Here is a 13,377-nt window from a genome sequence, read left to right on the forward strand (position 1 = left end):
ACCGCGGGCTCTACGCTAACGAGGGGACAGCGGGGATGGGTCTGTGATTGCGGCCAGAATGGAGAGCCGTGGCCGTCTGCGAAGGCGCAATCTATCAAACAAAAACAAAGCTCTCGGACTTGTCATTCAAGCCAGTGGGCGCCCCCTTTGACTGCACCAACGCTTTCCCTCTGTTCGGCCACTATGTCAGACGCCCGTTGCAGAAATTCTTGAGCGCCCTGCTCCCGCCCCTGGTACCTGCGGAAGCGAGCAAGGCTGGTTATCGCCCGCGCCTGCCAGCAGAGGGCATGCTGTTCCTTGGCGATATTCATTGCGTTGTTCAAGGCCGCTTCTGCTTCCACGAGGTCGGCCAGGGCAAACAAGAGTTCACCGCGTTCGCGGTGCAGTTCGGCTAAATACCACGCCTCACCCGAACGGGCGCAACGATCCAGCGCCGCATCAATGACCGTCAACGCGTCAACTGATCGGCCTCTCAAATGCAGGCCGCGGGCCTGAGCCAGAACCAAGTCTGTCTCATAAAGGACAAAGCGAGTTCGCCGTAGCCGTTCCAGCGCACTTTCAACCAGGGCGAGGCCGTCCGCAACCTCGCCCCGCCGGATCAGCAGTTCGCCGGCAAACCCGTCGGCATACGTGTTCCAGACATCCAGAGAATGGACCTTGGTCAGATGGTGCAGCAGGCCGATGAACCGGCTGGCTTTCTCCAGATCGTCGTTCAACAACGCAATGGCACAGGCCGCATCCGACAGGACATGCGCCAGGGTCAGTTCGTGCCCCATCTCTGTCACTTCCGCGATGGTGGCCTCGACCTCCTGCAAGGCTTCGGCGGGATGCCCCTGCATCCAGAGCAGGCGAGCCAGAGTGATCCTGGCCACGCTGCGTTGCTCATACTGAAATCGCACCGTGTGGGCGCGGTTTACGGGTGGCGTATACCGTTCCAGCATGCTGTTGATACTGGCGCGCGCTTCTGCGAAACGCCCCTGGAACAACAAGGATCTGGCCCGCATGCGGTCGGCGATGGCGATATCCGCCTCATCCTGCTGTTGCGCCGCCAGCATGGCGAACCGTTCGGCCATGGCCAGCGCCGCCCTGGGCTGTCCGTCATTGGTGCGGTCCACCCACAGGGCCCAAAGGGCCCGGGATTGATAATCGGCATCATTCAATCGGGTGGCAATATCCAGTGTGCGATGCCAGGCCTCGGCGCCATGGGGTTGGATTGTGTTGGCCCGCATCTGCTGCCATCCCAGCGCCGCGTAGAGCTTCATGCGCTGCCGCTCGTTCCGATGGATCGGAATTTCCAGCAACTCCAGGGCCCGATGTACACGGGCATGGCATTCCTCGACCTGAAGCAGCGCAAACCAGAAGGGCACGGCGGCGACCGTGATGCCGATGCCGATGGATGGATCGCCATCGGACGAAAAGGCCCAGTCCAGCGCCGCCCGCAGATTATCCACATGGCCGATATAGGTCGACAGCCAGACCGGGGTGGGTTTCGTCTCCCACTCTGCCTCGGCCTGTTCAAACACGGCCCGGTAATGGGTCGCGTGCCGCCGGCGCATGGCATCCGCCTCGCCCGCCGCTTCCAGCTTCGTTCGCGCGTAAGCCCTGGTCGTGTCGAGAAGCCGGTAGCGTGCCTGCGCTGGTCCCCGCTCCACGGTCAGCAGGGACTTGGCCGCCAGCTCGGCCAAGGCCTCGTTGATCTCCATCTCCTCAACGGGAGGCAGGATGGCGGCTATCAGCGCCGCTGTGAATACCCCGTTGAACACGGACAGGTGCCGCAGCAATCGTTGCCCGACCGCCGGCAGCGTGCGGTAGCTCCAGTCGAGAGTGGCGCGCAGCGTCTGGTGGCGGGGCAACGCCGTGCGGCGTCCACGCGTCAGCACCCGGAAACAGTCATCCAGCGACGCCGCCAGGCCCGCGATGCTTGTGGTATCCAGGTGGCCCGCCGCCAACTCGATAGCGAGCGCGATACCGTCCAGCCGCCGGCAGATCTCTGCAACCGCGGGCGCATCGGTATCGTTCAGGACATACCCGCCCAGGCAGGCCGAGGCCCGCTCCACAAATAATTGCACCGCGGCGTAAGCCATGGCGTCCGCCGCCAGGATGCCTCCCTCCGGTGGCACATCCAGTGGCAGCAACCTCTGCACCCATTCCCCAGCGGCGCGCAGCGGCTCCCGGCTGGTGGCCAGGATGGTGAGAGTCGGCACCCCGCACAGCAGCATCTCCGCCAGGGCGGCCGCCCCCTCGATCACATGCTCGCAATTATCCAGCACCAGCAGCAATGCGCGGTTGCGCAACTGCTCCACCAGATTGCCGGCCAGATCAACCGACCGGTCTGTCAGCCCCAGGAGCGTCGCCAACGCCCCGGCAACCGCCGTAGGTTCCGCCACCGGCGCCAGATCGACGAACAAGACGGCGTCCAGCTTGGCCGCACGCCTGGAGACGGCCACAGCCACGGTGGTCTTGCCCATCCCGCCGGGGCCTACGATGGTCACAAGACGCTGATGCGACAGCAGGGTGACAAGATTATCCACCACCTCCTGCCGGCCAACCAGACGGGTGACGGAGACCGGCAGATTTCCTGAAACGGGAGACGCCGCCACAGGCATGGCAGGCGGTGGCGGCCGTTGGTCGGCCATGCCCCGGACGGGCGCCACAAAGCAATAGCCGCGACCCGGCACGTTGGTGATGTAACGGCCCCCAGCAGGATCATCCCCCAGCGACTTGCGCAGGGCCCCGATATGGACACGCAGATTGGCTTCATCGACAAACGTGCCGGGCCATGTGCGGGCGATCAATTCCTCCTTCGCCACAACCTCTCCCGGTCGCGTCGCAAGGGTGATCAGCAGGTCGAAGGCACGGCTGCCCAAACGTACCGGGCAGCCGTCGCGCAGCAGCAGACGCCGCTCCGGCAAGAGCTTGAACTCTCCGAACGACAGGCCCTGCGGCTCCATCCCCCCCTCCAACGGCGCTGCCCCACCAGCGGTCCGTTTGCACTGCATCACAAATGGCAACGGCGTCAACCCCGCCACGGTTAACGAAAGGTTGCGAAACACTACAGATATTTACAGCCCTTTACGGGCGAAACAGCCCGGACTGCGCCATGATGTTTCCAGACGGATACACCGCATCCTGGAAGGATATCAAAATGGCCAAGCGCGCTTTGATCGTCATTGATCTGCAAAACGACTATTTTCCCGGTGGGAAATGGACCTTGAGCGGGGTGGAGGAGGCCGCTGCCAACGCCGCCCGCCTGATCGCCGCCGCACGGGCCGCAGGGGAGCCGGTGATCCATATCCGCCATGAGTTCCCCACCACCGACGCGCCCTTCTTCGTGCCGGGCAGCAAAGGATCGGAAATCCATCCCGTCGTCGCCAACCACACCGACGAACCCGTCGTCCTGAAACACCAGATCAACTCTTTCCGGGACACCGATCTGAAGGAACTGCTGGATGCGCGCGGCGTGGAAGAAGTCGTGATCTGCGGTGCCATGAGCCATATGTGCGTCGATGCCTGCACCCGGGCAGCGGCCGATTTTGGTTATAAGGTGACGGTGATCCATGATGCCTGCGCCTCCCGTGATCTTACCTTCGGCAAAACCACTGTGCCCGCGGCCCATGCCCATGCCGCGTTCATGGCGGCCCTAGGCTTTGCCTATGCGACGCTATTGTCCACCGAGGACTATCTGGGAAGCCGCGGCGCAGCCGTCTGACATGATGGTTAATAATCTCATACCAACGTGTTAGCAGCCTGAAATGTCCGAATAATTGGTCGATGGCCAACAAGGGGGCATTCTGTGCTGGCTTTCGGGTCGAGCATTTCGGCCCCCCCCGGCGACAACGCCGGTCCCATCGGACATTCGGAGCCTGTCATGAAAAGCATGATGACCCGTGCCGTCAGCACCACCCGCCGCGACATGCTGGCCGGCGGGATCGGCCTGTACGCTGCCGGCCTGTTCTCCCCCTCCCTCTTCCCCCTGGCGTCGGCGCACGCCGCCACAGCCGTTGAAGGAAAACGCATCATGAGCACGATCAAGACCAAGGACGGTACCGAGATCTTCTACAAGGACTGGGGTCCGCGCGATGCACAGGCCATCGTCTTCCACCATGGCTGGCCGCTGTCCGCCGATGATTGGGAGGCGCAGATGCTGTTCTTCCTGGGCAAGGGCTTCCGCGTCATCGCCCATGACCGTCGCGGCCACGGCCGCTCCAGCCAGACCGATACCGGCAACGAAATGGATACCTATGCCGAGGATGTGAAGGCGCTGGCCGCTGCCCTGGACCTGAAGGGCGCCATCCATGTCGGCCATTCCACCGGTGGCGGCGAGGTGGCCCGCTATGTCGCCCGGGCCGAGCCCGGCCGGGTGAAAAAGGCGGTCCTGATCGGCGCCGTGCCGCCCATCATGGTGAAATCCGACAAGAACCCCGGCGGGCTGCCGCTGGAAGTGTTCGACAGTTTCCGCGCCGCCGTAGCCGCCAACCGCGCGCAATTCTACAAGGATGTGCCGGCAGGCCCCTTCTATGGCTACAACCGGCCGGGCGCCAAGGTTTCCCAGGGGGTGATCGATAATTGGTGGCGCCAGGGCATGATGGGCGGCATCAAGGCCCAGTATGATTGCATCAAGGCCTTCTCGGAGACCGACTTCACCGAGGATCTGAAGAAGATCGACGTGCCGGTCCTGCTGATGCATGGCGATGACGATCAGATCGTGCCCATCGCCGACAGCGCGCTTCTGGGCATCAAGCTGCTGAAGAAGGGGACTTTGAAAGTCTACAAGGGCTTCGACCACGGCATGGCCACGACCCAGGCCGACACGATCAACGCCGACCTGCTCGCCTACTTCAAGGATTGATGGTTACGCGTTTCCCGAAACGGTGGAGGTTGCCATGCTGCGTCACGCCTTTGACCCCGAACCGCTCCCGATCGCACGCCGCGCCTTCCTGGCAGGTGCGGCCGCACTGACGGTGACGGCGGGTGCGCTGGATACCGGGCTTAGCGTGGCGGCCCCACCAAACCGGTTCGGGCATGGGGAATTCCAGATCGACATCTTCAGCGACGGGTTCATCACCCTGCCCGATGTGATCATCGCTCCCGATGCCAGCCCGGTCGAACGCGCGGACATCGTCCGGCGGCTGGGCGGACGACAGGGCACCGCCGACATTCCCGTCAACATCCCCCTGATCCGGGCAGAAAAGGCGCTGATCCTGGTCGATACCGGGTCGGGGGACAAGTTTCAGCCCACCGCCGGGCGGCTGCGCGATAATCTGCGGGCCGCGGGTGTCGATCCGAGTGCCATCACCCATGTCGTGCTGACCCATGCCCATCCTGACCATTCCGGCGGCGTGCTGCTGCCGGGCGGGGGCCTGTCCTTTCCCAACGCCACCTATCATGTTTCGGCAGCGGAATGGGATTTCTGGATGGGGCCGGACCCGGATGCCCGATATCCGGGATTGCGCAATTTCGTGCCCGGTGCCCGCCGCGACCTGGGGGCAGTGGCCGACCGGCTCGTCCGGCTGAGGGAGGGGGACGAGGTGGTACCGGGCTTGCGCGTGCTGTCCACACCGGGCCATACGCCGGGCCATATTTCCCTGGAACTGGCCGGGGATGACGGGTTGCTGATCACCGGCGACGCCATCACCAATGTCATCGCCTCCTTTGAACATCCAGACTGGCGGTTCGGCTTCGATACCGACCAGGAGCAGGGGGCCGCCACGCGCCGCCGCCTGATTGACCGGGCGGCGGCAGAAAAACTGCGCATGCTGGGCTATCACTGGACCCCTCCCGGCTTCGCCATCGCCGAACGGTACGGCACCGCTTATCGCCATGTAGCCCTGGCTTGACGGAAGGGGAAAAGATGATGATGACGCCCCGCATCCTCATCATCCTCACTTCCTGCGACCGGCTGGCCTGGATTGGTCCGCCCACCGGTTTCCGGTTATCGGAATTTGCTGCGGCCTGGACAACGCTTACCGATGCCGGATCAGAGGTGGCGCTCGCTTCCCCCCTGGGCGGTCCCCCACCAGTCGATCCAGTGGGCGATGTGCTGGGGGGGCGGTCAGACGCCACGCGGCGGTTCCTGGCGGATCGGGAGGCGCGCGACGCACTGGCCGACACGCTGTGCCTGGAACAGGTGCATGGGGACGATTTTGATGGTTTGTTTTTTCCGGGCGGGCCGGGACTGCTGGGCGATCTGGCAATGAACAGCCACTCCATCGCCCTGATCAGCGCCTTCGCCGCCAACGGCAAACCCATGGGTTTCGTCTCAGAAGCGCCGGCAGCCTTGCTTGGTGTCCATAAGCCAGACGGCACACCCTATGTCGCCGGGCGGTGCTTGACGATGATGGATGGTGGTGGAACCCTTCTGGCTGGAGGCAAGCCATTGGGTGCCCTGCTGACCGATCTGGGAGCGCACGCCATGCCGGGTGCCGCGGGGGAGCCGCATCTGGTGGTCCATGGGTCGCTGGTGACGGGAGGAAACCCGGCATCAGCAGATATGACGGCCAGCATCCTGTTCGCTCTGGCGCTCCGCAACGGTCCATGATGTTGGAAGGAGATCGAGAGATGCTGCCCGCCTTGCAAATCCGCCAGGACCATGTGATGCCCAGCCTGCGCGCGGACTGGACCGGCGTGTCCGCCGAACTGCTGAACACGGCGGACGGTCGGGCCTATGATTTCCGTTTCAACGGGCCGGCACTGTATCTCTGTTTCGGTCTGTCGGGCCGGCGCAAGGACAGCGTGGTCAGCGTCGATGGGGAAAAGGCCACCCGCTTCATCGAAATCGCCAACCATTTCCACATCATCCCGGCGGGAGCCCGGTTTGAAGGTTTCTCCGTACCCGCGACGGCGCAACGTTTCGTGCAGATCTATCTGGACCCACGTTCAGGAGTATTGCATCCCGACCTGGATCTGAAAGAGATCGCGCCACGCCTGGCCGCCACGGACGCCAACCTGATGGCCACGGCCCGCAAGTTTGAGGCGGCGTTGACCGCGCCGCGCCCCCTGGGCCGTCTTTACGGCGAAACACTGGGCTGCGCGCTGGCCATCGAACTGCTGCAATGGCAGCGCCGCCAGCAGGTGACACAAGGGGTTCCGCGGGGGGGCTTGTCCCCGCACCAATATAACCGCGTCACCGCCTTTATCCGGGATCATCTGCACGAGGAAATCGGGCTGGTGCAACTGGCCGCGTTGGCCGATCTGACCCCCTGGCATTTCTGCCGCGCCTTCAAACAGAGCACGGGCATGCCCCCCCATCGCTGGGTTACCGCTTTGCGGATCGAGCGAGCCAAAGAATTGCTGGCCGACACTCGCTTCAGCATTACCGATGTGGCCATGGCGGTGGGCTTTGCCGGATCGACGCAATTTGCCCGGAGTTTCCGTATTGGAACCGGCTTGTCGCCCACCGCATGGCGTCTGCGACGGCGGGAGTAAAGGCGTACAGCCTGAAGTTCACCGCAATATCCGTTGCCTGCCGCAATAAGCGTCAAGACCGCGCCCAAGTAACAGACCCAAGCTGATCCCCGTACCGCCCGCATCGGAAAGACTGCCAGATCCCGGCCGCCTTCCCGCAACGCCACCCCTTTGCCCGCAGGTGGGCGGCATTTCCGCTCTCGAACCTGCCTAGACCTTCTCAGACCTGAAGGAGATCCCATGTCCGCTTATCAATCCGCAATCCCCGGATACCGGTTGGGCGACCCGTCGCTTCCCCCCTCCCCGGTCTCGTCGGCCGAGTTGGCCCTGCTGAAGCAGACCCTTCTTTTCACCGATGAGGATGCGCATGCGCTGCGCAAGGCAGGCGAGGTGCTGGTACCGCAGACCGATGCCATCCTGGATGTCTGGTACGGCTTTGTCGGCAGCCATCCCCACCTGCTGCATTATTTCACCAACAAGGCCGATGCCACACCCAACATGGATTATCTAGGGCGTGTACGCGCCCGGTTCGGGCAGTGGATCAAGGACACGACCAATGCTGATTACAGCCAGGACTGGCTGAACTATCAGCATGAAATAGGCGTGCGCCATACACGGGCAGCCAAAAACAAGACCGACAATGCCGCCTCGGTCGATCATATCCACCTGCGGTACCTGATCGCTTTCATCGTGCCGATCTGTTCCACGATCGAACCGTTCCTGGCCAAGGCCAATGCCAGTTCGGAAGACGTGCGCAAGATGCACGCCGCCTGGACCAAGGCGGTGGTTCTGCAAGTAATCCTATGGAGCCATCCCTATATCAAGCCGGGCGATTTCTGATGCCCGACTGCCTTGCCATCCGCCATGTGGCGTTCGAGCATCCGGGGATATTATCCCCGGTGCTGGACGAGCATGGCTTCACCACGCGCATCGTCGATGCGGGCATCGATGACATCTGGGCCGTCGATCCGCTGGGAGCCGACCTGCTGATCATGCTGGGCGGTCCTATCGGCGCCTATGAGGTCGCCCGCTATCCGTTCCTGGGGGAGGAGATGTGGCTGCTGGAGAGGCGGCTGGCGGCGGGGCTTCCCACATTGGGCATCTGTCTGGGCGCGCAGATGATGGCACAGGCACTGGGTGCGCGGGTCTATCCGGGACCCGGCAAGGAGATCGGCTGGGCAGCCTTGGACCTGACCGATGCGGGCCGCAACAGCCCCTTGCGCCATCTGGACGGCGTGGCCGTCCTGCACTGGCATGGCGACACGTTCGACCTGCCGGACGGGGCGGTGAATCTGGCCAGCACGACGCTCTGTGCCCACCAGGCCTTCATGCATGGACCCGCCATGTTGGGCCTGCAATTCCATGGCGAGGTCGATGCGGATGAGATCGAACGCTGGCTGATCGGCCATGCGAACGAGATCGCGACGGTCGGGCTGGACCCCCGCACCTTGCGGGCCGACAGCCGTACCCATGGCGAACCCGTCAAGAAGGCCGGCGCGGCCCTGTTCAGGGAATGGCTGTCGGACCTGCAAACATCCGGGAATTGGAAATGATGAAGGAAGCCCCCCTGGCACCGGAACTGGCGGTAACCCGCTGGTTCAATACACAAAAACCCCTTACCCTGGCGGGCCTGCGTGGCCGGCCCGTGCTGATCCATGCGTTCCAGATGCTCTGCCCCGGCTGCGTCATCCATGGCACGCCGCAGGCGCAGAAGGCGCACATGATGTTCGGCGACAGCGACCTGGCCGTCATCGGCCTGCACACGGTGTTCGAACATCACGATGCCATGGGGCCGGCCGCGCTAGATGCATATATCCACGAATTTCGCCTGACCATGCCCATTGCCGTGGATCAGCCGGGCGACGGCATCCCGACGCCGGTGACCATGCGCCGCCTGGGCCTGCGCGGCACGCCCTCATCCGTGTTGATCGGTCGCGACGGTCGCATCCGCCACCATGGCTTCGGCCAGGAAGATGACATGGCTGTGGGCGCCATGATCGCCGCTGCCATCGCCGAGAAGCCGTTCAGAACCGCCATGAACGCAGCCGGCATAACCGACACCGACGCCTGTACAGATGAATTCTGCCACGCCCCCTGACAATCCCGATCAAGCCTCGATCAAGGAGCCCCGTCATGAGCAAGCCGCCCCCGACCCTGACCCACGCCACCGGCGCGCCCGTCGCCGACAATCTGAACATCCAGACGGCGGGCCGGCGCGGGCCGGCTTTGTTGCAGGATATCTGGCTGATCGAGAAGCTGGCCCATTTCGACCGGGAGGTGATCCCGGAGCGGCGCATGCATGCCAAGGGCTCCGGCGCCTATGGCACCTTCACCGTGACCCAGGATATCAGCCGCTACAGCAAAGCGAAGATCTTCGCCGAAGTGGGCAAGCAGACGCCGGTCTTCCTGCGCTTTTCCACGGTGGCCGGGGAACGCGGGGCGGCGGATGCGGAACGCGACATCCGCGGGTTCGCGGTCAAGTTCTATACTGAGGAAGGCAATTGGGATGTGGTCGGCAACAACACGCCGGTGTTCTTCTTCCGCGACCCGCTGCGCTTTCCCGACCTGAACCATGCCGTCAAGCGTGACCCGCGCACCGGCATGCGCAGTGCTGACAATAACTGGGATTTCTGGACCCTGCTGCCCGAGGCGCTGCATCAGGTCACCATCGTCATGTCCGACCGCGGCATCCCCCGCACCTATCGCCACATGCATGGCTTCGGCAGCCACACTTTCAGCATGATCAACGCGGCGAACGAGCGGGTGTGGGTGAAGTTCCATTTCCGCAGCCAGCAGGGCATCGACAACCTGAGCGATGCGGAATCCGAGAGCGCCATCGGCAAGGACCGCGAAACCCATCAGCGCGACCTGTTCAACAGCATCGAAGCCGGAGATTTTCCGCGCTGGACACTGGCCATCCAGGTGATGAGCGAGGCGCAGGCGGCTGCCCATTACCACGACCCGTTCGACCTGACCAAGGTCTGGCCACATGGCGAATATCCGCTGATCGAGGTCGGCACGCTGGAACTGAACCGCAATCCGGAGAATGTGTTCGCAGAGGTGGAGCAATCCGCCTTCTCCCCCGCCAATATCGTGCCGGGCATCGGTTTTTCGCCGGACCGCATGCTGCAGGCCCGCCTGTTCTCCTATGGAGATGCGCAGCGTTACCGGCTGGGGGTGAATTTCAACCACATCCCCGTCAACGCGCCGAAATGCCCGTTCCACAGCTATCATCGCGACGGGGCCATGCGCACCGACGGCAATCTGGGCGGCACGCTGACATATTTCCCCAACAGCCTGGGCCATTGGGGAGACCACCCGGATGCCAAGGAACCGCCCCTGCCGCTGGACGGGCCGGCAACCCACTGGGATCATAGGGTGGCCGATGATCATTGGCAGCAGCCAGGCGATCTTTTTCGCTTGATGGGCCTAGCGCAACGGCAGGTTTTGTATGACAATACAGCCCGCTCCCTTGGCGGTGCCGCACCCCATATCCAGCGCCGCCATATTGAAAATTGCATGAAGGCCGACCCCGCCTATGGCGCGGGAGTGGCCAAAGCCCTTGGCCTTGACGTTCGCGCGCACGTCGCGGAATGAGGAAACCTATGGTCGCACAACTTACCCGCGCCGAGCGGCAGCTCTCCCTTCTCATCCTTGGCCTGCTGTCCTTGTGCGGGCTGGTGATGGCCGCCGGCGCCAATGACGACCTGTTCGCCCTGCATGGCGCTCTGGTCCTGGTGTTCGCCATGGGCCTGGGTTTCCTGATTCTGTCCAGCCTGCATGCACCGGAACCGCATCCTGGACGGCTGGCCGAATATTACGACGATCCCAGCCGGGTGGGCATCGTGCTGACCATGGGTTGGGCCCTGTTCGGGCTGGCGATCGGTGACTGGGTGGCCTGGATGCTGGCCTATCCGCAACTGACCTTCGACGCGGCCTGGGCCAGTTTCGGACGCATCCGGCCCATCCATACCACCGCCGTGATCTTCGGTTTCGGCGGCAATGCACTGATCACCACGTCCTATCACGTGGTGCAGCGCACCTGCCGCACCCGGCTGGCCGGGCAGTTCAGCCCCTGGTTCGTGCTGCTAGGGTACAACCTGTTCTGCCTGCTGGCGGTGACGGGATATCCGCTGGGCATCACCCAGTCCAAGGAATATGCCGAGCCGGAATGGTATGTCGATCTCTGGCTCTGCGTGGTGTGGGTGACCTATCTGGTGCTCTATATCCGCACCCTGGCGCGGCGGCGGGAGCCGCATATCTATGTGGCCAACTGGTACTATCTGGCCTTCATCGTCGTCGTGGCCATGCTCCATATCATCAACAACCTGGCCATGCCCGTGGCCTGGAACCACAGCCGCGCCTATTCGGCCTTTGCCGGCGTGCAGGATGCGATGACGCAATGGTGGTACGGGCACAATGCCGTGGCCTTCTTCCTGACCGCCGGCTTCCTGGGCATGATGTATTATTACCTGCCCGTGCGCGCCCAGCGACCGATCTTCAGCTACCGCATGTCGATCATCAGCTTCTGGGGCATCACCTTCATGTATATGTGGGCGGGTTCCCACCATCTGCATTACACAGCCCTGCCGCATTGGGTGCAGACACTGGGCATGACCTTCTCGCTGATCTTGCTGATCCCTTCCTGGGGGTCGGCGGCCAATGCGCTACTAACCTTGAATGGCGCCTGGCACAAGGTGCGTGACGACGCCACCCTGCGCTTCATGATGGTGGCAGCCATCTTCTATGGCCTGACCACGTTCGAAGGCTCGTTCATGGCCATCCGCGCCGTGAACTCCCTGTCGCATTATACCGACTGGACCGTGGGCCATGTGCATGCCGGCGCCCTGGGCTGGGTGGCGCTGATCAGCTTCGGCGCGCTTTACAGCCTGACACCGGCCTTGTGGGGGCGGGAGCGGATGCATTCGGCCTGGGCAGTGGAGGCGCATTTCTGGCTGGCCCTGGCCGGTACCCTGATTTACGTCTTCGCCATGTGGAATTCCGGCGTCATCCAGGGCCTGATGTGGCGCACCTATGATACGGGCGGCACTCTGGCCTATTCCTTCGTCGACAGCCTGGTGGCCATGCATCCCTATTACATCGCCCGCGCGGTGGGCGGGGCGCTGTTCCTGGCCGGCGCCGCCATCGGCGCCTGGAATGTCTGGATGACCATCAAAGGACCATCCTCTGCATCACAACCGGCCGGCATCGACCAGCCGCTGTCCGTCCTGGCGGGGGAGTGAGCCGATGTTCGGACTGCATTACAAGCTTGAAAAGCACTCCATGGCTCTGGTGCTGGGCATCATCTTCGTCGCCTCCATCGGTGGGTTGGTGGAGATCGCACCCTTGTTCACCATCGATGAGACGGTGGAGGATGCGCCCGACCTGCGCATCTACACGCCGCTGGAACTGGCCGGGCGCAACATCTATATCCGCGAGGGCTGCTACGCCTGCCATTCCCAGATGATCCGCACCTTGCGGGACGAGGTGGAACGATACGGCCCCTACTCCCTGGCCGTTGAATCCAAGCATGACCATCCCATGCAATGGGGATCGAAGCGCACCGGCCCCGATCTGGCCCGCATCGGCGACAAATATTCCGACGAATGGCAGGTGGCGCATCTGGTCGATCCGCGTGCGGTGGTGCCGCAATCGATCATGCCGTCCTATAAATTCCTGGCGCGCACTTCCCTGCGCACCGACGATCTGGGCCTGCATCTGACGGCTTTGCGCCGGGTGGGCGTACCCTACACCGATGAGATGGTGACCAACGCCGCCGCCGACGCCATCGCCCAGGCGGGAACGGATGGCAGCGCCGGCCTGACCGCCCGCTATGGCGAGGCCACGCAGGCGCGTGTGTTCGATGGCGATCCGGGCAAGGTGACGGAGATGGATGCGCTGGTCGCCTATCTTCAGATCCTGGGCCGCCTGACCAATGCCGCCCATACCAACAGCCAGCCGCCGGAGGAATGA

The 13,377-nt window shown here is 63.4% G+C and carries 12 protein-coding genes; 11 read left to right on the forward strand and 1 reads right to left on the reverse strand.

The features are described 5' to 3' along the window. Nucleotides 1-122 precede the first annotated feature (122 nt). Nucleotides 123-2,951: an ATP-binding protein gene (locus tag G473_RS26505; RefSeq protein ID WP_051330175.1), complete on the reverse strand. Its 2,829-nt coding sequence runs from the start codon at nt 2,949-2,951 to the stop codon at nt 123-125. Nucleotides 2,952-3,145: 194 nt separating this feature from the next. Here G473_RS26505 and G473_RS0111545 point away from each other — a divergent pair, with 194 nt between their 5' ends. From G473_RS0111545 to ccoO, 11 genes are all read left to right on the forward strand, one after another. Beyond that, nucleotides 3,146-3,709: a cysteine hydrolase family protein gene (locus G473_RS0111545; RefSeq protein WP_029013224.1), complete on the forward strand. Its 564-nt coding sequence runs from the start codon at nt 3,146-3,148 to the stop codon at nt 3,707-3,709. A 159-nt stretch (nt 3,710-3,868) separates the two neighbouring features. Continuing rightward, nucleotides 3,869-4,849: an alpha/beta fold hydrolase gene (locus G473_RS0111550; protein WP_425411573.1), complete on the forward strand. Its 981-nt coding sequence runs from the start codon at nt 3,869-3,871 to the stop codon at nt 4,847-4,849. A gap of 34 nt (nt 4,850-4,883) precedes the next feature. Then, nucleotides 4,884-5,837, forward strand: coding sequence for an MBL fold metallo-hydrolase (locus G473_RS0111555; RefSeq protein ID WP_051330176.1), 954 nt, complete (start codon nt 4,884-4,886; stop codon nt 5,835-5,837). A 14-nt stretch (nt 5,838-5,851) separates the two neighbouring features. Further along, the gene (locus G473_RS0111560; protein WP_029013227.1) at nt 5,852-6,538 is read left to right on the forward strand and encodes a type 1 glutamine amidotransferase domain-containing protein; all 687 of its coding nucleotides are present in this window, start codon (nt 5,852-5,854) and stop codon (nt 6,536-6,538) included. Between the two features lie 20 nt (nt 6,539-6,558). Further along, nucleotides 6,559-7,425 (forward strand): helix-turn-helix domain-containing protein, encoded by an 867-nt coding sequence (locus tag G473_RS29250; protein WP_051330178.1) that lies wholly within the window; start codon nt 6,559-6,561, stop codon nt 7,423-7,425. Between the two features lie 219 nt (nt 7,426-7,644). Continuing rightward, on the forward strand, nt 7,645-8,244 hold the full coding sequence (locus G473_RS0111570; protein WP_035706759.1) for a protoglobin domain-containing protein: 600 nt from the start codon (nt 7,645-7,647) through the stop codon (nt 8,242-8,244). Further along, entirely contained in the window at nt 8,244-8,957 is a 714-nt protein-coding gene (locus G473_RS0111575; RefSeq protein WP_035706762.1) for a glutamine amidotransferase, read from the forward strand. Before G473_RS0111570 ends, G473_RS0111575 begins: the two co-directional genes overlap by 1 nt. Beyond that, nucleotides 8,954-9,502 carry a thioredoxin domain-containing protein gene (locus G473_RS26515; protein WP_084438003.1) on the forward strand — a complete coding sequence of 183 codons (549 nt, stop codon included), beginning with the start codon at nt 8,954-8,956 and terminating at the stop codon, nt 9,500-9,502. Before G473_RS0111575 ends, G473_RS26515 begins: the two co-directional genes overlap by 4 nt. A gap of 35 nt (nt 9,503-9,537) precedes the next feature. Next, nucleotides 9,538-11,001: a catalase gene (locus G473_RS0111585; protein ID WP_029013230.1), complete on the forward strand. Its 1,464-nt coding sequence runs from the start codon at nt 9,538-9,540 to the stop codon at nt 10,999-11,001. A gap of 8 nt (nt 11,002-11,009) precedes the next feature. After that, nucleotides 11,010-12,647, forward strand: a complete 1,638-nt coding sequence (gene ccoN, locus G473_RS0111590; RefSeq protein ID WP_029013231.1) for a cytochrome-c oxidase, cbb3-type subunit I — start codon at nt 11,010-11,012, stop codon at nt 12,645-12,647. 4 nt (nt 12,648-12,651) lie between these two features. After that, complete coding sequence (ccoO, locus tag G473_RS0111595; protein WP_029013232.1) at nt 12,652-13,377, forward strand: cytochrome-c oxidase, cbb3-type subunit II; 726 nt, start codon at nt 12,652-12,654, stop codon at nt 13,375-13,377.

The sequence above is a fragment of the Niveispirillum irakense DSM 11586 genome (assembly GCF_000429645.1).
Taxonomy (GTDB): Bacteria; Pseudomonadota; Alphaproteobacteria; order Azospirillales; family Azospirillaceae; genus Niveispirillum; species Niveispirillum irakense.

Coding starts and splice junctions, on each gene's coding strand:
- G473_RS0111550 (WP_425411573.1), top strand. CDS start 3,869: ATGAAAAGCATGATGACCCGTGCCGTCAGCACCACCCGCCGCGACATG.
- ccoO (WP_029013232.1), top strand. CDS start 12,652: ATGTTCGGACTGCATTACAAGCTTGAAAAGCACTCCATGGCTCTGGTG.
- G473_RS26505 (WP_051330175.1), bottom strand. CDS start 2,951: ATGGAGCCGCAGGGCCTGTCGTTCGGAGAGTTCAAGCTCTTGCCGGAG.
- G473_RS0111570 (WP_035706759.1), top strand. CDS start 7,645: ATGTCCGCTTATCAATCCGCAATCCCCGGATACCGGTTGGGCGACCCG.
- G473_RS0111585 (WP_029013230.1), top strand. CDS start 9,538: ATGAGCAAGCCGCCCCCGACCCTGACCCACGCCACCGGCGCGCCCGTC.
- G473_RS0111560 (WP_029013227.1), top strand. CDS start 5,852: ATGATGATGACGCCCCGCATCCTCATCATCCTCACTTCCTGCGACCGG.
- G473_RS0111545 (WP_029013224.1), top strand. CDS start 3,146: ATGGCCAAGCGCGCTTTGATCGTCATTGATCTGCAAAACGACTATTTT.
- G473_RS0111555 (WP_051330176.1), top strand. CDS start 4,884: ATGCTGCGTCACGCCTTTGACCCCGAACCGCTCCCGATCGCACGCCGC.
- G473_RS26515 (WP_084438003.1), top strand. CDS start 8,954: ATGATGAAGGAAGCCCCCCTGGCACCGGAACTGGCGGTAACCCGCTGG.
- G473_RS0111575 (WP_035706762.1), top strand. CDS start 8,244: ATGCCCGACTGCCTTGCCATCCGCCATGTGGCGTTCGAGCATCCGGGG.
- G473_RS29250 (WP_051330178.1), top strand. CDS start 6,559: ATGCTGCCCGCCTTGCAAATCCGCCAGGACCATGTGATGCCCAGCCTG.
- ccoN (WP_029013231.1), top strand. CDS start 11,010: ATGGTCGCACAACTTACCCGCGCCGAGCGGCAGCTCTCCCTTCTCATC.